Raw genomic sequence first — 21,462 nt, 5'->3', positions numbered from 1 at the left:
TTTTACAATGAATAATTTTTAATTCATACCTAAGATATGCATAATAAATTAACTAACTGCTAATTGCTATCAATTAAAGTCTATTGATATTTACAACTAGTTTGGTATTTTAGAAAATAATAAAATATTTAAAAGCTACTATCTTTTAAAATCTTAATTAATTTTTCATTGGATTCTCTATCCTTTATGGCAAATCTTACATAACTCTTATCAAGTCCTCTAAAATTACTGGTTTTTCTGATAATTATCCCATTCTCAAGGCAATATTCATATAGTTTCTCTTCATTTACATTCCTCAGCTTACAAAGTACAAAATTTGAAAAGCTTTTAAAGATTTGCTCTATAAATGGAATCTCATTAAGCTGCTTAACAAAAAATTCTCTCTCTTCTTCTATCCACTGAAGAGATTTTTTGATATATTCTTTATCTTTCAAGGAGTATTTAACTGCTAATTCGGCAAAACAGTTTATATTCCATGGATTTTGCTTTTTTCTTATATTATTTAACAAAACTTTATTACTGCTTATACCGTATCCAAACCTTACTCCTGGCATAGCAAAAAACTTAGTTATAGCTCTTATAATAAAAATACATTTATTATCTTCTATTTTATCTAGGAAACTGTTTTTTATTCTGCCTGTAAACTCTATAAAGGCTTCATCCATAATTATTGTTTTATTCTTAGCTTCACAAATCTCTATAATAGTCTCCACTTTAACTTTGTCTATAATATTCCCATTAGGATTATTGGGATTTCCTACTATAACTGCTTCAACATCATTTAGTTTATTCTCAATATCCTCATAGTCAAAATCCATGTTATCTAGTAATTTCGAATATTCTATGTGGCAGCCCCACTTTTTTGCGTTTATTTCATATTCTACAAAAGAAGGCACTACTATTAATATACTTTTAAAATTGCTTATAACTAAATCTATAATTTCTGCTGCACCATTTCCCAGCACAAAATTTTCTTCTGCAGTACCAGTATAATCTGAAAGGTTTTTAATAACTTCCCTATACTTAATATCTGGATATCTGGTTACAGAATCTAAAGCCTCTGCTATATTGTTTTTAAAGCCTTCCGGTACTCCAAGTGGATTTATGTTGGAGCTGAAATCTAGAAGCTCTTGTCCTTTAAAAATACCATCGGTATATATGTCTCCGCCGTGAATCATATATAAGCCACCCCATTTTCACATAAGTTTATTTACGTATATTTATCCTTTTGTTCATTATAATTTGTCACTAATCACTATTGATTATAACAAGAAGTTATACTACCCCGGATTCAAGTATGGAAAAAGTCCTCCTATCACAATCAATTTCTGCCATTGCACCATATGGCAAACATATCATTGGCTCATTATGCCCAAAAGACATATTATAGACAATAGGAAGATGATAAAGTCCTAATTCTAACAGGATCTTCAAGATTGAATTCTTGTATTCATTATAATATTTTTCTTGATATGGTTTTCCAAAAATTATTGCTTTTGCTTTTTGCAATATACCTTGACTACCATAATTTCTAAGCCAATATTCTATATAAATTGATCCTGGCATATCCTCTGATGTTTCAAAGAATAGAATAGCATCTTCAAATATATCATTTGATGGCCATAACGAAGTACCTTTTATCATCTCCATTACTTCAATACATCCACCAATTAAATGGCCTTGAGTCACACCCTTGCCTTGCAAAAACTCATACCCTTGATTTTTCACCATAGTTTTTGCAACATTGGCGTTACTTTCACTCCATTCTATTCTTTCTCCAGTCCATTCTGTAGTTACTGGTATTAACCCAATTGGAGAAGTATCAAATAGAACTTTTTCTAACCAGCTAGAAGTATAGTCAAACACTTTAATATTTTCTGCCAATTCCGCAAGAATAGATGCACCATAGAAACTTGACAAATTAGCTTTAAGACACATAAAGTGTGTTATAGTTGCATCAGAGTAACCTATAAATATTTTAGGATTACTTTTTATGATATTAAAATCAATATATGACAACATTCGTACACTTTCATTACCACCTATACAAGAGAAAATCGCTTTTATAGATGTGTCAGAAAAGGCTGCCATTAAATCTTCTGCACGTTTTTCTGGATGATGGTATAGATAGTCAGATCCTTTTAAAGTGTTTGGCATTTCTACAACTTCTAAACCAAACCACTCTTGCAATCTCTTTTTTCCTAAGTTATATCTCCAGAGTAAATCTGTATCACCAGCACCGCCCCACGACAGGCTTACGGTGGCTACCTTATCGCCTCGGTTTAATCCTTGAGCTTTTACTAATTTCAGCATTTATTTCACCTCACATGATAAAATAATCTTGCACAATATAAAGATGTGTCTATCTGCCTTTTTAACTCTCTCACTGACCAATTAGAATTAATACTTTCTTTTTCGTAGAAGCTTCTTTTGCTACATTTTTTCTTGCTGTAGATACTATTTTTTTAATATCTGTAATTATATTTTCAATATTATTTTGTGCCATTTTACCACCTCTTAGGCTTAACCTTCTGATGTTATATTATCATAGTTAGTATTCCAATAAAAACCATAAAATAGCCCTAATTGAAATTTATTACTTGTACTCAACAGGATGTCTTAAAACAGTTTTTAATTTTTCGGGACTTGTTTTTCGCGGATCAGATAAATAGATTTCATGATGTCTTCTTTTTGTTCCATCTGGTTGAATCGTTGAAATAGCATTTCTCAAATTATTACTTTCAAATAAACTACAATAACATAAATAATTAGCAACAAAATCTCCGAACCATACATCAACTTAATAACTTCTTTAATATGCTTTTTATCTAAATTCTGCTTTTTATCCCCTAATGTAGGCTTGTAAACAAGCTCTCCAAAATAGCTGTTAGTACCACCCAGCTGTATTTTCATTGCACCAGCAGCTGCTGCCTCAGGGTAGGCACAGTTTGGACTTTTGTGATTTTTTCTATCCCTAATCATTATTTTGAGACTCTCTAAAATATTTCCCTTCACCAAAGGAGAAACTAATGCTATAAGTATACCTGTAATTCTGGCAGGTATTAAATTAAACAGATCATCTGTCTTTGCCGGAAAAAAACCTATGTAATAATATTTTTTATTCTTATACCCCAGCATGGAATCCATGGTATTTATGCCTTTATACAGCATAGCTAAAGGTGCTCCACCAATCATGGCAAAAATGATAGGTGCTATAACTCCATCAGAAGTGTTTTCTGCTACAGTTTCAACATCCGCCCTTATTATTTTCTCTTCTGAAAGTTCTTTTGTATCTCTTCCTACAATATAGGAAAGCTTTATTCTGGCATCCTTTATGTCCTTATTTTGAAGAGAAGTGTGTACCTTCATTGCTGCTATATTTAAGCTCTTTGCTGCTAGTGTAGTCCAAATTATCAGTACATTCAATATGTGATGTAATATTATAAATGATTTAACAATTTCTAATACACAAAATGGAATGATAAAGCTAATAGATCCAACAACTATTACAATTAAAGCACCGAATAATCTTAACTGATTATTATTTCTAGAGAATTTTCTAGCTTTCTTTTCCAAAAAGCTTATGATTTTTCCAATATATATTATAGGGTGTGGAAGCCATCTTGGGTCTCCTAATATGAAATCTAAAATTACTGCTAAAACTATATCCAAAGCTGTATACATCATTTTTTCAACCCCATAAATTTATATATACTCTCCATGTCCAAAGCGTTCCTAACTATAGCTGCTAATTTATCCAGTTCTTTTTCTCTAAGCTTTTCATATTCCTTAGATTTTTTAAGAATTATACCTTTTTTACTTCTTAACAAATTCACTATGTACTCTCTAAAATAAATGCTGTCAAATATTCCATGAATATAGGTACCCATAATGTTTCCTTTTTCATTAATAGCACCATCACTGTAATTTACTTTCAGTCCATTTTTATCTGTTATATTAAAAAGTGGCTTTGAGTTATCTCCATATTTACATATTCCCATGTGAATTTCATAGCCATAAACTTCTTTATTTTTATAATTGTTTTCTTTAATTTTCATATTATCTTCTTGATTTATTTCTTTGTAGACTCTTTTATCTACTTTATACTGTAAACTATACAATTTCCTATCTTCTTTTTCACCTACATTATTGTAATTTACCATACATGTATCAATATCCTTGGATAAATCATCTGACGCCACAACCGCCCTTACTCTTGTTGTAACCTTTTCTTTTTCAAAAGTTGTATCAATATCTAACAGCTTCATTCCCTCTGTATTTAACATATTTGTTTCAACTTCATAGGGATCTTTAACGGAGTTCCCCAGCATCTGATATCCACCACATATACCTATAACAATTCCAGCTTTACTGTATTCTCTTATCTTTGATTCCAAACCACTTTTGCGAAGCTTTAATAAATCCTCTATGGTATTCTTACTTCCTGGTATAATTATCATATCAGGATTTCCAAACTCTTCTATGTTAGTTATAAATCTTATGGATACATCCTCTTCAGCTTTAAGTGCATCTAGATCTGTAAAATTAGATATATGAGGAAGCTTAATAACTGCTATATCTATTGCTCCATGCGGCTTATTTTCAAATTCTACTGCTCCGTCCTCGTCTTCCAGCTGTAGATTAAAATAAGGTACTACTCCAATGCAGGGTATTTTTACTATATCCTGAAGCATATTGAGGCCTGGTTTTAGTATATCTATGTCCCCTCTGAATTTGTTTATAATAGTACCCTTAACTCTTTTCTTTTCATCATCCCTTAGCAAGAGCATAGTACCTGCAAGAGAAGCAAAAACTCCACCTTTATCAATATCTCCTGCTAGTATTACAGGTGCATCCACCAGTTCTGCCATGCCCATATTAACTATATCCCTGTCTCTTAGGTTTATCTCAGCAGGGCTTCCTGCTCCTTCCATAACTATTATATCAAATTCTTTTTCCAGTTCCTCAAATTGCTGCTTTAGCATATCCCTAAACACCGGTTTCATATTGTGATATTCCATGGCGGTGTAATTTCCATAGACTTTACCATTAACTATAACTTGAGATTTCTTATCAGAAGTAGGCTTAAGCAGTATGGGATTCATATAAGCCTCTGGCTCCATACCACAGGCATAAGCTTGAAGTACCTGGGCTCTTCCCATTTCTTTTCCGTCTAAAGTTATATAAGAATTTAAAGACATATTTTGTGATTTGTACGGTACAACCTTGTAGCCATCCTGCTTAAAAATCCTGCATAATGCTGTAACAAGAATACTCTTACCTACAGAAGAGGCTGTACCCTGTATCATTAACTTTGCCATATTTAAATCCCCTTTTTAGTTCTTCCCATATTTTTATATTTACCTATAATAGTGTCTTCTACATGGTTTACAAATATCTTTCTAAATAAAGGATTTTCTCCCATACCATGCATATATAAATTAACCTTAAAGTCCTCTTTTTCAAGAATCTTTTTCCATGAATCCTCTTCATCTGAAGCCATGTCATTATTACAGTGATCTCCAGCTACCACCATAAGAGGCATTAACGTAATTTCTTCTACCTTATCTCTTTTTAGTGTGTTTATAATATTGTCCAGCGAAGGATAACCTTCCACCGTTCCAATATATACATTATTTATCTGGTGATCTCTAAGGACCATCTGAAGACAGGAATAGCAGGCATTTGCAGGATGAGTTGTTCCATGCCCCATAAACACTACTGAACCTGTTTCAGGCAGCTGAAGCTTTATAGCTTCCATAGCCATTAAATAATCATCCTGAAGCTGTTCACCATCTCCCTTAAAATAAAGTATAGGTCTTCCTAACTCAATTTTATTAAATACATCCTTTTGTCTGTAGCTTTCCACTACCCTTTCTACATACTCATATTCCTCTCCAGGCATTATATGAAGGGACTGAACAATAACTTCTTTGTAGCCTTCCTCAGCTATCTTTTCTAAAGCTTCTTCTGGCGTATCTACAATATATCTATCTCTTTCCCTAAGTACTTTAATTATCATATGAGAAGTGAATGCCCTCTTCATATCATAGTCCTTAAACCTATCCTGTATGCACTGTTCAATGCTGTCTATAGTTAATTTTCTAGTTTCCCCATAAGTAGTTCCAAAACTTACTACAAGTATCACCTTATCCTTTTTCTTATGCAAACACTTTTCCTCCAATCAAAATAGCTGCAAGTTTGTAAAAAATAAAAAAGGTAGTGCTTTCAGTAGCACTACCTTCTAAAATAAAAAATTCACAAATTATCAGAAATTTTTATCACCAAAAGATCTTCCCCTCCGAAAGCTTTATAAACAGAGTTCTTGGCATCAGGTGGAGTTTTTATCCCATCTGATGCTTAGAAATCGTTATCCAGGGACGTAGCCGCTCTTTACTCCCACTTCCACAGAGTGCGATGGGAGTATTAGAGCGGGTAGTCCTCGGACAAATTACAACTTAGGCAGGTCTCCTGACTTATGTATCATCCTAACCTTAGCCTTCCCCATATAATTTTAGTATATACTCCATACGAAATCATTGAGTGGCATATTAAGGTTCGTCCTCATTTACAGTAGCGGGGGCTGCTGCGGACTTCAACCGCATTCCCTTTTCACCTTTTTGCAAGGCACCTAAGCTTCTATTAAATTTTCTACTTTAGTTTATATCATAATGAATATTATAGCAATACATGTAGTAAAAAATACTCCAGTAATTAATTGTATAGAATACTCTATTTCAATTTTCCCACTTCATCAAGCTGTTTATCTAAAACATCAATGGCATCAATCAAAGTCTTAGTATCAAGTGGTTTTATTTTTACTGCTGCATTTATTGTATGTAGCGGCTGTTCTACTTTTTCATACAATTCCTTATTTTTATCTTTAACGTTATCTTCAAATACCTTCCAGTTATCCTCAAGTCCTGCAGATGCATTTACAGCGCCTTCCTCATCTTTATTCTCAAGTTTTGATTTCATATCCTTTAAAACATCTTTCATATTTTTAGAACCTTCAGCTATACTTAATGTTTTTTCACCTTTAGCAGCAGATTCATTTTGTTCTGTATTTTGAGTTTTAGGTGCTCCTGCATTAGAACTGCATCCAGTTAGTAAAAGTGCTGTTATTGTTGTTGCTGCAAATATTTTTTTTAAATTCATCATTTTGAAAAACCCCCTAATAATCTATACATTATTTCTTTGAAGATGCCTTAATATATCTCCAAGCTACCATTGCAATAGCTAACACTATTAAAATTAATTGTGGAATTAAGCTTTGAAGAGATGGATAGACACCAAGCCAATCTATAGTTGGCAAAACATCATTGGTAGTTGTTGGTAATATTCCTGCTATTTGCAATCCATTAATGCCCATACCCGTAAATTTTATTCCTAAATAAAATACTAATAAGCTTGAAACAATAAAAAATGGTCTCATTGGAATCTTTAATCCTACTTTTAATATTAAGAATGCTATAGCCACTAATATTAAAGCACCTAATACTATTCCTGATATCAATGTAGTTAAACTAATAGATGATGCCATTCCTATATAAAACAGTACAGTTTCTGTTCCCTCACGAAAAACTGCAAGAAATGCTAAAAGTCCAAGAGAAAACAGACTTCCTGTGGCAATTGCCTGGGTACTCTTATTTTTAATATAATCATTCCACTGTTTTGCACTTGATTTGCTATGAAGCCAGTAACTCACATAAATCAGCATTACTGCTGCAAAAACACCTGTCCATCCAGCTATTAAAAAATTATTATTCCCAAAGGTTCCGGATGTAAATAATACCTTAATAATTATTGCTAATATAATACTTACGATTAATCCAACACCTACTCCACCAAAAATCCATCCTTTTTTATCTTCATGTCCGGATTTTTTAATGAATCCAAGCAAGGCAATAACAACTAATAATGCTTCAATTCCTTCTCTAAGAATTATTGTTATAACATCCATTATTCCATATGAATTTTTACCCTCCACAGTGGATAGGTAATTGTACATTCTATCAATAACCATTTCAGCCTTAAAGGTCTGTGCAGGTTTCATTGAAAGATAGGCTTTAGCTGTGACCATGTCCTTTTCTGCATCGCTGTATATTTTCTGTGATTTTGTAAGTATAACTCCTTCAACATCCAACCAGGATGAACTAAATTCATTCATAGATTGCAATGCGGCTCCATTGTCACCATTTTTTATCTGCTCTTTAGCTTTTCCCAAAATATTTAATAAGTCCTTAACTGTGACATTTTTATCATTTTTATTAGATATTTGATTTTCATATTTACCATTAATAAATTTTTCATTAGTTCCCTTTAAGTCAACTAATGCTTCAACAACCTTATCCTTCTGAACAGGATTTTGAGAGAATAAAAACTGCACCATTCCCATTTTTTCCTCTATATCCCCATAAGCTAGTTTGGATTGGCTTTTAACCCCATCTTCAAGTTCCAGCCAAGCTTTATTATATGCATCGTATTCTGCCTTTCCTTTGTCTATATCTCCTGCTTGAACAAGTTCCTGTGCTTTATTCACCAATTTATTTGCCTCCACAAGACTTTTGCTTACATCGGCAGCAAAAGCAGTAACTGGCATAATAAACAATATTAACAGCACAGTGAGTAAAGTTATTATTTTTTTCAAGTGTCATCAACTCCTTAATATGTATTTTAAATATTGAAAATCCATTTCTCTTGAAAATGATAATTAGTATCATTAATATATTATTAGAAATATTACTTACTGTCAATATATTTAATAATAATCTTTATAATAAAATTTTTTACATTGCTAAGTTAAATGGTAATAATTATTTTTATTTATCAAAATATAACAATATGCAAAAGTGCAAAAATAAAAGGTTTAGTATTAAAAAATAATTAAATCTAGCTACTAAATGTTTTACTTTACAAATTCTTCTTTAAATAATTCATTAAAATGATATTCTCCTTGCAGCTTTGTAAAAAAGTCTATTCAAAAAGTGATTATTAATCAAACTAGCTAGCTATACAAAATTGTACTTTGAAAATTGAATGATATGGTATTTATGATATTATTAAAGTAAATATTATTTATATAACAGGAGGAAAAGAAATGGGATTTTCACTTATAGGAACACTGATTGCTATCATAATATTTGCACCAAACTTTTTGGCAGTAAAGTTTCCACCTAGAAATGCTCCTGTGGATTCAAAAGATGCAGGTATAGTATTCACGATTTTAGAAAGAATTGGACAAGTTGGTTGCATTATTCTTCTTGTGATTTCAAAAGACAATTTTCAAAATTTAAGCATAAATGTTTGGGCTGTACTTATGCTGTTCTGTATTATAGTGTACTACTTCTTATGGATCCGATATGTGTTAAAAGGACATGATTACTCATTACTGTGGAAGCCACTTATTTTTATTCCAATTCCCATGGCTATTTTTCCTGTTTGTGCATTTGGATTTGCTGCTATTTTAGGGAAATCCATTTGGTTAGGAATTGGAGTTGCTTTCCTCTCTATTGGCCATTTTGTGAATAGTTGGCACAGCTATAAATATTTAAAATCATCATAATCATATTATAAGAAATATTTTAAATACCGTATTATTAAGTAAATGAATTTGAGATGTCTTTTGTTTGCACTTCAAAATTATTTTACATGAACTTAATTCAAAACTACATTTCGATGTAGTTTTTGAATATCCTGTAACTTCAAGTAATCAATATAAACAGACTTCTAAGCTTCAGACATATTTTTTTATATCTAAAGCTTGGAAGTGGTTATCTAAAATAAAAAATTCACACTATACCTTTTCTTACATCACTGTTTTAAAATGAGTTTCATTGGGTTTTGAAGTGTATTGTAAATATCCTCGAGTGAATAATTAGAAAATCTTATTTTGGCGGTTTTAAAATCTGTTAAGTGACTTTTACTGTCTGAACGCAGTGAGTTTAAAAGTCATAGGATTTTAAACAAAGCCAAAATTAGATTTTCTTTATGAAACGAGGGATATTCTAAGTATAATTCAAAACCCAAGCTTTGAAACTCATTTTAAAACTATTCCCCCCTCAGCCAGTGACAAGCATCCAGTGCAAAATATGTTATTATTATATCCGCACCGGCTCTCTTTAGAGATACCAAGACCTCCATAGCTGTAGCCTTTTCATCTATAACTCCAAGCTTTCCAGCAGCCTTAATCATGGCATACTCACCACTTACGCTATAGGCAGCCACAGGATAATTAAATTTATCTCTTGCCCACCTTATTACATCAAGATATGACATTGCAGGTTTTACCATTATTATATCTGCACCTTCATTTATGTCATCCTCTATTTCAAGCATAGCCTCTCTAATATTAGCAGGATCCATCTGATAGCCCTTTCTGTCTCCAAACTGCGGTGCTGAATCTGCAGCTTCTCTAAAAGGACCAAAGAAGGCAGAGGCATACTTTGCACTGTAGGCCATTATAGATACATCTTTATAACCATTTTCATCTAAAGTATTTCTTATTGCCTGAACCCTTCCATCCATCATATCGGAAGGTGCTACCATATCTGCACCAGCCTTTGCATGGGATAAAGCAATTTCTGCTATATATTTTATAGTTTCATCGTTGTCTACTCTTTTATTCTTTAATATTCCACAGTGCCCATGACTTGTGTATTCACACATACATACATCTGTAATTACCAGTAAATCCGGGGCAAGTTCCTTAATTTCTCTTACTGCTTTTTGAACTATTCCATCCTCTTCAAAAGCAGAAGTTCCAATTTCATCTTTATGATCTGGCAATCCAAAGACCATTACGCCTTTTACTCCAGCCTTTGATATCTGCTGAACTAATTCGTGTAATCTATCTACCGACCAATGATAATTATCCGGCATGGATTCTATTTCTTTTTTTATATTTTCACCTTCTGTTACAAATATAGGGTAAATAAAATCATTGGGAGTTAAAACTGTTTCTCTCACTAAACTCCTAATGGTTGAATTTTCTCTGAGTCTTCTATGTCTTCTAAACATAATCACCCGTCCAAATAAAGTCTACCTGATTCTAGTATATGGTAAATTTTACTATAACGGTTTTCACCATCCTTTCAACTAGAAAATTTAATATACAATAAGTTTTGCTATTATTATTGATATTATAACAATAGTAAAGTTTATTTTTTTAACTGGCTACATAAAAAATAAATCCCTTCAACAAATAGTGTTAAAAGGATTCCATAATATATTTATTAATATGAAAATATTAACAAATATATTTCCGTCTTAACACCTTCCTATCACTCGTAGAGACATGGCGAAAAATACAGGCAGGTATCCTGACTAAAGACTCATTATTTAAAATACACCTTCCCAGTTTCCCAGTGGTTTAGGCATCGTAAAAAATAACTAACCTTATCTTTCACTGGTTATTTATTTTCAGATACCTTATTGTATTTAAATTCATCTATTACAGTGGCGGGACCGTCCAAGAATTTCACTTGATTCCCTTTTAATTAATTAAATGTAATTAAACCTGTACTTTATTTATTATTAAACTTTATTTTAGTGTACGATTATACCATAATCCTGTCAATATTAAATTAATTCTTAAAATATTTTCTACAAAATATTTAAATGGGTATGGGGTTTCTTTTACCTTAGTGTAATATATTCCACAATGTATCTAGAAATACATTGGATTATTGATGCAATTTCAGTAATGCTTCTTGCCTATATTACTGTTAAATTAGTGAATTTTCTATTTGCTAAATTAGAAGTACCATTAAAAAATCGTTTTAGCAAATTTTATTACAGAAATAGTATAGATAAATACTACTGCATTTATAGAAAAAGATAATTGTGTTAATCTATAAAATAAAAGAAACTATATCAAAATAAAAACACTATCAAAATCCACTGAAATTCAATGATTTGATAGTGTTTACTTCATTACAAGTATGAATTAAATATCACCAAGCTATTCCTTAATTATGACTTAGAAATATCAGATAATACTAATCCTTTATTGTGCTCTAATGCCCAGCTTATAGACCAATCACTTTGGAAAAGTAATAAATTTCTGTCATCTAAATCCTTCACAAGTTTTGAATCTGAAGTTATAACTAGAGTCTTTGGATCTATGTCCTTGTTTTCTATCCATCTTATATTTTTAAAACCCAATCTATCCATTTTTATATCTACATTGTATTCATTTTTTAATCTGTATTCCAGCACTTCAAATTGAAGTACACCTACAACCCCCACAATAAGCTCTTCTACACCGATATTTATTTCTTTGAATACCTGTATAGCACCTTCCTGTGAAATTTGAGTTATGCCTTTTATAAATTGCTTTCTCTTCATGGTATCCACAGTTCTAACTCTTGCAAAATGTTCTGGCGCAAAGGTCGGTATACCTTCAAATTTAAACTTATCAGCACTTTCACATAAAGTATCACCTATATTAAATATACCAGGATCAAATACACCTATAATATCCCCAGCATATGCCTCATCAATTATTTCTCTATCCTGTGCTAAAAATTGCTGTGGTTGAGTGAGTCTTACTTTATTTCCATTTTGTACATGGAAAACCTCCATGCCCTTTTTGAATTCTCCAGAACATATTCTCATAAATGCAATTCTATCTCTATGAGCTTTATTCATATTAGCCTGAATCTTAAATATAAAAGCTGAAAAATCCTTTCTAAATACGTCTATTTCACCTTGATCAGAGTCTCTAGCCAAGGGTGGTGGAGTTAGTTTTAAAAATTCTTCCAGGAAGGGTTTAACGCCAAAATTTGTCAGGGCACTACCAAAGAATACTGGAGTAATTTCTCCCTTTTTTAGCTTTTCTATATTGAACTCGTCTCCAGCTATATCTAAAAGTTCAATATCTTCTATAAGCTTATCATGAAGTCCATCCCCCAATAAGTCTCTAAAAACATCATCCTCTACATTTCCTTCCACAGTTTCTACCTCTGTTTGACCATGATTTCCACCATCAAAAACCTGTATTACTTTCTTTTCTCTTTCATATACCCCTTTAAAGTCTTTACCGGAACCTATAGGCCAATTTACAGGATAAGTCTTTATGCCAAGCTCTTCTTCCAGCTGCTGCATAAGCTCAAAAGGATCCTTACTTTCTCTATCCATCTTATTTATAAAAGTAAATATAGGTATTCCTCTAAGGCTGCAAACATTAAAAAGCTTTCTTGTCTGGGCTTCTATACCCTTTGCTGCGTCCACTACCATTACTGCGCTATCCGCCGCCATTAATGTTCTATAGGTATCTTCACTAAAATCCTGATGTCCTGGAGTATCCAATATATTTATGCAATAGTCTTCATAATTGAACTGCATTACTGAAGATGTTACAGAAATACCTCTTTGCTTTTCTATTTCCATCCAATCAGATACTGCATGTTTTGCAGCCTTTCTAGCCTTAACCGAACCTGCCATTCTTATTGCACCACCGTATAAAAGAAGCTTTTCTGTAAGTGTGGTTTTACCTGCATCCGGATGGGATATTATTGCAAAAGTTCTTCTTCTCTCTATCTCATTTATAAAATCACTCACTTAATTCTTGCTACTTAAAACTTATAAAATCTATCAATAAATCTTTATACTTAAAAATTTATATGTAAAAATCATCTTGATTTTTCAGATTCTATAATGTTACTTGCTTCAAGTAACTCTTACCTCCTCTAATTTCTTTGCATTTTACGCCGTAACCTGCGTGATTATTAAAAAATATATATTAATTTACATTGGTTTTTCCACCTCAATTATGTACAAAGTCAAACTATATAAGTTTTTTAATTTTTATGTAAATTATAAGCACATGGCCTCAGCATACATTATATAATATATTATTTACCAGGTTATTTATTATTACACTAATAAAATTCAAAGCTTAAATCACTTATAATATTTAAAAGGTCTGCGGAAAACACAGACCTTTTAAAAAACCTAAACAAATTTAATTATATCATTTTTATAGAAATTTTCAATAAATAGAATAAATATTGTTAAAAGATTGTTTCTAAGCTTGCCTCCAGTATTAAACTTATCTTTATATTTTTGAGTCTCACATTGTTAAATAATTGAATAAATTGTTTTCGCTATGAATATTTAATGTTATAATCATATTCGAATCATGCTTTGTTAGTATTGTGTTTTTAACGAAAATATTATGCTGCAAACTGATTATTCACTTAATTTTACAATTACTATTGAACAACCTAATATTTAAATAAAGTCTTTTTAACTTTATTATCATGTCTGTAGTTTTATAATATAGTAATAAGCTTGCATATTCTGTGATTTTAATCACTTTTAATAATATAATATTGATAATTTCAATTATGCAACTGGGAGGAATTTTATGTACAAACTAATAGCTATTGATATGGATGGAACATTACTAAAAAATGATAAAACAATTTCAAAAGAAAATTTTGATGCTGTACAAAATGCTCGTAAGAATAATGTAAAAGTTGTCTTAGCCACAGGAAGGCCAGTTAAGGGCATTGAAAGATATTTAAAAGAATTAAATTTAGTAGGAGAAGATGAATATGCAGTTACCTTTAATGGAGCATTAGTCCAAACTACTAATAGTAAACATATCATTGGAAAAGCACTTTTAACTTTAGAGGATTTTCATTATCTATATAACCTAAGTAAAGAATTAAAAGTAAATATTCATGCCCACACAGAGGAGGAATGCATTACTCCAAAATCCAGCAAATATAGTATATTAGAAGCAGAACTAAACTCAATTTCCCTAAAAGAGACAGATTTTAATAATCTAGATAAAAATACAATTATAGTTAAAGTGATGTTTATTGATGAGGAAGAAATCCTAGACAGAGTAATAAAATCTCTTCCAAAAGAACTATATGAAAAATATACTATAGTGAGAAGTGCTCCTTATTTCTTAGAATTTTTAAACAAAGAATCTAACAAAGGTACTGGTGTAAAATTACTTAGTGAAAAGCTTGGAATAAAACAAGATGAAATTATCTGTGTAGGTGATGCTGATAACGATAAACACATGATAGAATATGCAGGTCTTGGCGTTGCTATGGGCAATGCTGATGATAAGATAAAAGAGCTTGCCAATTTCGTCACCAAATCCAATGAAGATAACGGTATAGCCTATATAATTGATAAATTTATATTTAATAAATAGCTTTATCTGCAAAATTATGCTTTTATGAACTAAGCACTATGAAAAATTATTAATTTGAATAATCTTTCATAGTGCTTTATAGATTTAATTTATAAAATATGTGCAGCTTATTAATAAATTACTATTTTTTAGCACTATTACCTACTTTTACAATCACATTTAAAAGCATATAGTATAAAAAATCATTAGACTTATGTGAATTTTTACCATATAATTAAAATATATATGTTAAGTGAATTATAACAAGGAGTGCTACAAAATGTATTTTCTTTCATTACTATCATTAATTTGCTCAATTATTTATTTATATATTGGAGTAAATATTTTTAGACTAAAAAAAGATTCAATTTTAACAAGATTATTTATTTTATCATGCGTTGGTATGTTTATATGGTCATCTTCCTATGGATTGTTTTATATTACAGCAGATAATACTCAAATTGTATTTTCTAAAATAGCATCCTTAGGATGGTGCTTTTGTCCTGCTCTACTTCTGCATCTGTGCCTAATTTTTACCAAAAATAAATTTTCTAAAAAAAGGATATTAGCTTATGCTATATATATACCTGGTAGTATATTTTTCTTTATAAGATTATTTTTAATTGGCTCTGATACATCCACATCACCAATATTATTAAACCTTTTTTATAAATTTAATTTTATATATAATTTGACCTTTACTTCTGCCTGCTATTTACTGCTTTTCATCAGTTATAAAAAGTCAATAACTATAAAAGAAAAGAAGCAAACCAGAATGATTATACTTACAGGTACTTTTTCCTATATTTCTAACATAGCTATGCAATATACTCTATCCATATATGGTCTAAAAAATATACCTCAAATAGATCAAATTTTAAACATAGTAATTTTCTTAGGAATATATTATTCAATTATTAACTACAGTCTATTTGAAATATCACCAAATCTTATAATAAATAATTTAATAAGCCAAATGCTTGGCGTAGTTATAATTATTTCTCCTGCGGGAGAAATATTAAATATAAATAAGTTTATGGAGAAACTAACTGGATACAAAGCAGATAGCTTAATAGGAAAATCTATATATGAATTAATCGATTCTAAAGACATATTAGACAGCATATCAAAAAATAATTATGATACAGGTAATTATATAGAAATAAATTGCAAGACAAAAAATAATGAAATTATTCCTATGAATATATCGCCTTTCCCAATTGTAAATAAAAAGATAAATGAAATATCAGGTATACTTTTAGTAGGTTACGACATTAAAAATATAAAAAAACTTCAACAGGAAGTTGAAGATCATAGAAAAAATGAAGAAGAATTAAAAGAAAGTGAAGAAAAATTTAAAATAATGTTTTATAAACATACCTCCATTATGTGCCTTTTTGATCCTGAAACTTTACGTATATTGGATGTTAATGATGCTGCCATAAAATTTTATGGATATTCTTATGAGCAGCTTAAAAATATGAAAATAACTGAAGTAAGTAAACTAAAAGAGGATAGTTTACGAAATATTATAAACAAAATAATATACAGCAATGATACTACCCCCTATAAAACTAAGCATATACTATCTGACTGTAATCTTAGAGATGTGGAAATACATGCAACTCCTATTACCTTTAAAAATAAAAAAATAATATTTTCAATTATAAATGATATTACTGAAAGAAATAAAAATGATGAACATATATCATTTTTAGCTTACCATGACAGTCTAACGGGGTTACCCAATAGAAAGCTTTTTTACTTAAAACTTGAACAAACCTTATACCAGGCCCAATTAAATAATGCGGTTTTTGCTGTACTTTATATAGATTTTGATGGCTTCAAGGCCATAAATGATACCTATGGGCATCAAATTGGAGATTTTGTTCTTCGCACTTCTAGCCAGAAACTAAAACATTGTATAAGAAAAGAGGATACTTTAGCACGTATAGGTGGAGATGAATTTACAATTTTACTTAATGATATACAAAATTATGAGAACGCTCAATTAGTGGTGAAAAAATTGTTATCTATACTTAATGATCCAATAATCATAAACAATCATAAACTTTTTATAAATGCAAGTATAGGAATAAGCCTTTATCCTCTTAATGGAGATACTATTGATTCTCTAATACAAAATGCAGATCATCACATGTATACTATAAAAAGACAAAAGAAAAAAATTCTCTAGAAAAAATTTGAACAAAATAGCCATTTCATAATGAAGATAATTTATTACAATATACATATAATTATAATATTTGACATTCAATAGAAAGGAAAGTGATTTTATGAGTGCATATAGTCTTACAAACAAAAATAAAATTACTAAGAAAAAACAAAAGAAAAAGTTCTCTACTAAAAATATAAAAATAATTTATCAATGTTATGATTTATTACCTGACCCAATAATAATTGCAAAAAAGGATAAAGTTCTCTATGTTAATCCTGAAGCTTGTAAACTTTTTGGTTTGGAAAAACCTAAAACTGTTTTTGGAAAATCTATTTTTAAACTAATATCTTTTACTAGTGACTCTGATAGAGATACATATATGCATAAAATAAAAGAAACATGTTTTAAGCAATTTGATTGTAAAATCAATTGCACCGACGGTCATACTGTAAATGTATACTTAAAATTAAGAGTATGTAATATTAATTCAAAAACTTACAATTTTATTACAATTGAAGATGTATCAAAAATGAAAATTTTAGAAAATGAATCTAATACTGGCAAAGAACTATATAAAAAACTGTTAAATATTTCTCCTGATGCAATTTGCCTTCATGATGGACATAATTTTTGTTTTCCTGCCAATACTTTAGTGAAAATGTTAAAATATAATGATTCTTTAGATATTATGGGCAAATCTATAATTGATATTTTGCCTAAAGAATATCATAATCACTTTAATGATAGAATGAAAAAAATTTTGAATTCAGATGAAATTCTTCCAGATTCAAAATATAAATTTATAAATAGCAAAAATAATCTAATTGATGTTGAATGTAAATCTGTAAGACTTTACCTTAATGGCAGATATGTAATTATATCTTCTATAAGAGATGTTACAGAAAAAAATAAATTAATAGCCGAAAATTTAAAGGCAGAAGCAAATAAAGAGCTATTGGAAAAAACCCTTGAATATGACAAGCTAAAAACAGAATTTTTTTCCAATATATCTCATGAACTTAGAACACCATTAAATATTTTATTAAGTTCTTTGCAGCTCTTAAATCTCTATTTAAAGGATGAAATCGTTAATATTAAACCTACAAAGAAATATCTTAGTGTTATGAAGCAGAATTGCTTTAGATTACTAAGATTAATAAATAATCTCTTAGATATAACTAAAATAGATTCAGGCTTTTATAATCTAAATTTATGTAATCGTAATATTATAGCTGTAGTGGAAAATATAACACTTTCTGTTGCGGATTATTTAAAAAATAAAAAAATCAATATTATTTTTGATACTGATATTGAAGAAAAAATAATTGCCTGTGATGAGGAAAAAATAGAGAGAATAATATTAAACCTTCTTTCAAACTCCATAAAATTTACAGATGTCAATGGTACTATAAATGTAAACATATACGATGGGAAAGATTACATAAAAATATGTATAATTGATGATGGTATAGGTATACCTAAAGAAAAATTAAATACTATTTTTGATAGATTCATACAGATAGATAAATCACTTACAAGAAATAGCAAAGGTACCGGTATTGGTTTAGCCCTGGTTAAATCTTTAGTGGAGCTACATAATGGAAAGATTCAAGTTGAAAGTGAATACGGAAAAGGATGTAAGTTTACTATTTTATTACCTGTTAAAATAATAGCTAGTGAAGACCAATCTAACTTATATGGTACTTTTATAGATACAAGCTCACAGGATACCAAAATAGAAAAAATGAACATAGAATTTTCAGATATTTATTTTTAATATTAGTCATCTAAACTTGGCGGGAGTACACCAAACTCCCACCAAGTAAGATTCATTGATATATGCGGGATGGTGTGTAATTACCATTCAGCAAGAATTAACTAATAAAACGCCTTAAATAAAATAACTTTTCACAGAAATTTTACCATGAAAAGTTAAATTAAAATATTACTGCTGTATTTTAATATAGTCTTATTTAGACACAGGTATAAATCCAATCTTTTTTTGTACTTTCCTTAAAGTTTTGTTTGCTATATAACTAGCTCTTTTTGCACCCTCTTTGTAAATTGATTCAAGATAAGCTTTATCAGTAGTAAGGTTCTTAACCTTATCCTGAATTGGTTTAAGTTCATTTACAATAGCTTCTGCTACATCTTCTTTAAATTTAGCATAGCCTTGACCTTCATATTTTTTTTCTATAGCTTCAATGCTTTCGCCAGTCAATGTATTAAGTATAATCATGAGATTTTTAACCCCAGGCTGATTATCACTATATTTTACTATTCCTAAACTGTCTGTTACAGCTCTTGAAATTTTCTTTCTAATAACCTCAGGAGGATCCATAATCAAAATAAAGCTATTTGGATTATCAGAAGACTTAGACATCTTCTTTTCAGGTTCCTGAAGACTCATTATCTTAGCGCCTTTCTCTGGTATATAAGGTTCAGGTATTTTAAAAGTAGGACTATAAGCATTATTAAATCTTTCTGCAAGATCCCTTGTTAGCTCTAAATGCTGCTTTTGGTCTATTCCTACTGGTACTAAATCCGTTTGATAAAGCAATATATCTGCAGCCATCAATACAGGATAATTTAAAAGACCTGCTGATACACTGCTGCCATATTTACTGGATTTATCCTTAAACTGAGTCATCCTATTAAGCTCTCCTACATAGCTATAACAGTTTAGCAGCCAAGCTAATTCTGTGTGTTCTGCCACATGAGATTGAATGAAAATTGTACTTTTTTCAGGATCTATTCCTGCTGCTATGTAAATTGCCATTACTTCTAGAGTTCTTCTCCTTAAATCCTTGGGTTCCTGTTTAACAGTTATTGCATGAAGATCTACTACACAAAAATAGCAATCATATTCATGTTGAAGCTTTACCCAGTTTTTTAAAGCTCCTAAATAATTTCCTAAAGTTAATTCCCCTGAAGGCTGAATTCCACTAAATATAACTTTTTTATTTTGTTCCAATTTTTCTACTTTATTTTGTTCCAATTTTTCTACCATAAATTGTTGCTCACCTCTTATTAGTTACTAAAAGCTCAAGTATATTTTGTTATTGTTTCCTTTTACATGCCTAATATTATACTCCAAAATTAATTTATATTAAATAAAAAACCCTAAATAAAGTAAAAACATTACTTCATCTAGGGCATACTACATATGTTATATACTAAATTACTTTTTCCATAGACCGTGAATATTACAGTATTCTCTTACAGCTACTATTTCTTCATCGATTTTAAAAGTTGCTTCTGGTTTTTCTCCTGGGTTTAGATATTTTCTATACAGCTTGTTTTTTGTAATTACTTCAATCCACTGTATATAATGAGTATCAATCATTGGATGCTCTACTTCCCCAACTTTTACAAAAACTTCTTCCCCTTTTTGCTCAACTACAGGAACATGTTTTTCTAAAGCTGCATCCTGAGTATTTTCTGTTATTAATTCCATAGGTTTTCCACAGCAGACCAAAGTTCCGCCAGCTTTATTAACAACCTCTACAATATTTCCACATATAGGACATTTGTAAATTTGTTTTAATTCTGTCATTTTATATCCCTCCCAAAATCTTAATAAATAAGTATATTTTAATTAAATGTAGAAATAAGAGCAAATATCTTATTTTTTATTAAATAGTTTACCCATGAACTGATAAACTATTCAATAAAATAAACCTATATCTTAAGCAATTTTCCATAAATCACCCAATAGGACAATTACTTTTAAATAAGATTTATTCTACATTCGCTTATTTTTAATTATATCATTAACAAAGCAATTAATAAATATTTTAAAGAAATCTTTTACATAAAATTCTAAGTTTAATTTATTTTTTTAAGGACATACTATTTTATAAAGACTTTTTATAAAAGTTTTTAAAGGAGGTTTTTATATATGTCAAAAAAAATACCCTATTTACCAAAGGAAAGAGAATATTTTGAAGCTCCGCAAAAAAAAGTTAAAGCTTATTCAGAAAGAGATTATACTGAACTTCCTGATAATGTAATAGATCCTATAGTTTCAAATAATATTTCAAATGTAGAATTTGACTACACTTATGATCCTTTAGATGATTACGACGACTAAAAATGTATTAAAAACTAGATAATCTAAATAAGA

17 protein-coding genes, 1 pseudogene and 2 riboswitches are annotated in these 21,462 nt (G+C 30.0%); of the genes and pseudogenes, 5 read left to right on the top strand and 13 right to left on the bottom strand.

Going from position 1 to position 21,462, the window contains the following annotated elements; genetic code table 11:
* Positions 1–128: 128 nt before the first annotated feature.
* The 9 genes and pseudogenes from CLOPA_RS05740 to CLOPA_RS05710 form a co-directional block, all read right to left on the bottom strand.
* Complete coding sequence (locus CLOPA_RS05740) at positions 129–1,178, bottom strand: pyridoxal phosphate-dependent aminotransferase (protein WP_015614521.1); 1,050 nt, start codon at positions 1,176–1,178, stop codon at positions 129–131.
* Between the two features lie 97 nt (positions 1,179–1,275).
* The gene (locus tag CLOPA_RS05735) at positions 1,276–2,313 is read right to left on the bottom strand and encodes a S66 family peptidase (RefSeq protein WP_015614520.1); all 1,038 of its coding nucleotides are present in this window, start codon (positions 2,311–2,313) and stop codon (positions 1,276–1,278) included.
* A gap of 70 nt (positions 2,314–2,383) precedes the next feature.
* Positions 2,384–2,506 (bottom strand): hypothetical protein, encoded by a 123-nt coding sequence (locus tag CLOPA_RS26430; protein WP_278246036.1) that lies wholly within the window; start codon positions 2,504–2,506, stop codon positions 2,384–2,386.
* Between the two features lie 90 nt (positions 2,507–2,596).
* Positions 2,597–2,692: pseudogene (locus tag CLOPA_RS25910) on the bottom strand (GyrI-like domain-containing protein); the annotation flags it as partial.
* Positions 2,693–2,727: 35 nt separating this feature from the next.
* Positions 2,728–3,687: an adenosylcobinamide-phosphate synthase CbiB gene (gene cbiB, locus CLOPA_RS05730; RefSeq protein WP_155241873.1), complete on the bottom strand. Its 960-nt coding sequence runs from the start codon at positions 3,685–3,687 to the stop codon at positions 2,728–2,730.
* A complete protein-coding gene (locus CLOPA_RS05725) occupies positions 3,684–5,321 on the bottom strand; it encodes a cobyric acid synthase (protein WP_015614518.1) in 1,638 nt (545 codons plus the stop codon). Before CLOPA_RS05725 ends, cbiB begins: the two co-directional genes overlap by 4 nt.
* A 2-nt stretch (positions 5,322–5,323) precedes the next feature.
* The gene (locus CLOPA_RS05720; RefSeq protein ID WP_015614517.1) at positions 5,324–6,169 is read right to left on the bottom strand and encodes a sirohydrochlorin cobaltochelatase; all 846 of its coding nucleotides are present in this window, start codon (positions 6,167–6,169) and stop codon (positions 5,324–5,326) included.
* Positions 6,170–6,444: 275 nt separating this feature from the next.
* A riboswitch (cobalamin riboswitch) is annotated at positions 6,445–6,650 on the bottom strand.
* Positions 6,651–6,732: 82 nt separating this feature from the next.
* On the bottom strand, positions 6,733–7,161 hold the full coding sequence (locus tag CLOPA_RS05715) for a hypothetical protein (RefSeq protein ID WP_015614516.1): 429 nt from the start codon (positions 7,159–7,161) through the stop codon (positions 6,733–6,735).
* Between the two features lie 28 nt (positions 7,162–7,189).
* Complete coding sequence (locus CLOPA_RS05710; protein ID WP_015614515.1) at positions 7,190–8,650, bottom strand: FTR1 family iron permease; 1,461 nt, start codon at positions 8,648–8,650, stop codon at positions 7,190–7,192.
* Between the two features lie 450 nt (positions 8,651–9,100).
* Here CLOPA_RS05710 and CLOPA_RS05705 point away from each other — a divergent pair, with 450 nt between their 5' ends.
* Positions 9,101–9,565, top strand: coding sequence for a hypothetical protein (locus CLOPA_RS05705; protein ID WP_015614514.1), 465 nt, complete (start codon positions 9,101–9,103; stop codon positions 9,563–9,565).
* A gap of 485 nt (positions 9,566–10,050) precedes the next feature.
* Here the strand turns inward: CLOPA_RS05705 and hemB are convergent, their stop codons facing one another.
* Positions 10,051–11,019 (bottom strand): porphobilinogen synthase, encoded by a 969-nt coding sequence (hemB, locus tag CLOPA_RS05700; protein ID WP_015614513.1) that lies wholly within the window; start codon positions 11,017–11,019, stop codon positions 10,051–10,053.
* A 275-nt stretch (positions 11,020–11,294) separates the two neighbouring features.
* Positions 11,295–11,537: riboswitch (cobalamin riboswitch) on the bottom strand.
* A gap of 436 nt (positions 11,538–11,973) precedes the next feature.
* The gene (locus CLOPA_RS05695; RefSeq protein WP_015614512.1) at positions 11,974–13,563 is read right to left on the bottom strand and encodes a peptide chain release factor 3; all 1,590 of its coding nucleotides are present in this window, start codon (positions 13,561–13,563) and stop codon (positions 11,974–11,976) included.
* A gap of 808 nt (positions 13,564–14,371) precedes the next feature.
* Between CLOPA_RS05695 and yidA the strand changes: the two genes are divergently transcribed.
* The 3 genes from yidA to CLOPA_RS05680 all read left to right on the top strand — a co-directional run bounded on the left by yidA (position 14,372) and on the right by CLOPA_RS05680 (position 19,113).
* Positions 14,372–15,178 carry a sugar-phosphatase gene (yidA, locus tag CLOPA_RS05690; protein ID WP_015614511.1) on the top strand — a complete coding sequence of 269 codons (807 nt, stop codon included), beginning with the start codon at positions 14,372–14,374 and terminating at the stop codon, positions 15,176–15,178.
* A gap of 259 nt (positions 15,179–15,437) precedes the next feature.
* Positions 15,438–17,354 (top strand): diguanylate cyclase domain-containing protein, encoded by a 1,917-nt coding sequence (locus CLOPA_RS05685; RefSeq protein ID WP_015614510.1) that lies wholly within the window; start codon positions 15,438–15,440, stop codon positions 17,352–17,354.
* Positions 17,355–17,454: 100 nt separating this feature from the next.
* A complete protein-coding gene (locus CLOPA_RS05680) occupies positions 17,455–19,113 on the top strand; it encodes a PAS domain-containing sensor histidine kinase (RefSeq protein WP_015614509.1) in 1,659 nt (552 codons plus the stop codon).
* 192 nt (positions 19,114–19,305) lie between these two features.
* On the opposite strand, the gene trpS is transcribed toward CLOPA_RS05680, so the two are convergent.
* Together trpS and CLOPA_RS05670 are read right to left on the bottom strand one after the other, a co-directional pair.
* Positions 19,306–20,310 carry a tryptophan--tRNA ligase gene (trpS, locus tag CLOPA_RS05675; protein ID WP_041711308.1) on the bottom strand — a complete coding sequence of 335 codons (1,005 nt, stop codon included), beginning with the start codon at positions 20,308–20,310 and terminating at the stop codon, positions 19,306–19,308.
* A gap of 207 nt (positions 20,311–20,517) precedes the next feature.
* Positions 20,518–20,892, bottom strand: coding sequence for a desulfoferrodoxin (locus CLOPA_RS05670; protein WP_015614507.1), 375 nt, complete (start codon positions 20,890–20,892; stop codon positions 20,518–20,520).
* A gap of 345 nt (positions 20,893–21,237) precedes the next feature.
* On the opposite strand from CLOPA_RS05670, the gene CLOPA_RS05665 reads away from it, so the two are divergent.
* A complete protein-coding gene (locus tag CLOPA_RS05665) occupies positions 21,238–21,429 on the top strand; it encodes a hypothetical protein (protein ID WP_015614506.1) in 192 nt (63 codons plus the stop codon).
* Positions 21,430–21,462 lie beyond the last annotated feature (33 nt).

It is taken from the genome of Clostridium pasteurianum BC1, from assembly GCF_000389635.1.
Lineage (GTDB): Bacteria > Bacillota > Clostridia > Clostridiales > Clostridiaceae > Clostridium_I > Clostridium_I pasteurianum_A.
The sequence above is the reverse complement of the archived record's forward strand: the minus strand, read 5'-3'. Positions and strand labels throughout refer to the sequence as shown.

What these genes read in the sequence shown, in the direction of transcription:
- CLOPA_RS05715 (WP_015614516.1), bottom strand. Translation starts at nt 7,161, where the DNA reads ATGATGAATTTAAAAAAAATATTTGCAGCAACAACAATAACAGCACTT.
- CLOPA_RS05670 (WP_015614507.1), bottom strand. Translation starts at nt 20,892, where the DNA reads ATGACAGAATTAAAACAAATTTACAAATGTCCTATATGTGGAAATATT.
- CLOPA_RS26430 (WP_278246036.1), bottom strand. Translation starts at nt 2,506, where the DNA reads ATGGCACAAAATAATATTGAAAATATAATTACAGATATTAAAAAAATA.
- CLOPA_RS05735 (WP_015614520.1), bottom strand. Translation starts at nt 2,313, where the DNA reads ATGCTGAAATTAGTAAAAGCTCAAGGATTAAACCGAGGCGATAAGGTA.
- CLOPA_RS05665 (WP_015614506.1), top strand. Translation starts at nt 21,238, where the DNA reads ATGTCAAAAAAAATACCCTATTTACCAAAGGAAAGAGAATATTTTGAA.
- cbiB (WP_155241873.1), bottom strand. Translation starts at nt 3,687, where the DNA reads ATGATGTATACAGCTTTGGATATAGTTTTAGCAGTAATTTTAGATTTC.
- CLOPA_RS05705 (WP_015614514.1), top strand. Translation starts at nt 9,101, where the DNA reads ATGGGATTTTCACTTATAGGAACACTGATTGCTATCATAATATTTGCA.
- CLOPA_RS05680 (WP_015614509.1), top strand. Translation starts at nt 17,455, where the DNA reads ATGAGTGCATATAGTCTTACAAACAAAAATAAAATTACTAAGAAAAAA.
- CLOPA_RS05685 (WP_015614510.1), top strand. Translation starts at nt 15,438, where the DNA reads ATGTATTTTCTTTCATTACTATCATTAATTTGCTCAATTATTTATTTA.
- yidA (WP_015614511.1), top strand. Translation starts at nt 14,372, where the DNA reads ATGTACAAACTAATAGCTATTGATATGGATGGAACATTACTAAAAAAT.
- CLOPA_RS05725 (WP_015614518.1), bottom strand. Translation starts at nt 5,321, where the DNA reads ATGGCAAAGTTAATGATACAGGGTACAGCCTCTTCTGTAGGTAAGAGT.
- hemB (WP_015614513.1), bottom strand. Translation starts at nt 11,019, where the DNA reads ATGTTTAGAAGACATAGAAGACTCAGAGAAAATTCAACCATTAGGAGT.
- CLOPA_RS05740 (WP_015614521.1), bottom strand. Translation starts at nt 1,178, where the DNA reads ATGATTCACGGCGGAGACATATATACCGATGGTATTTTTAAAGGACAA.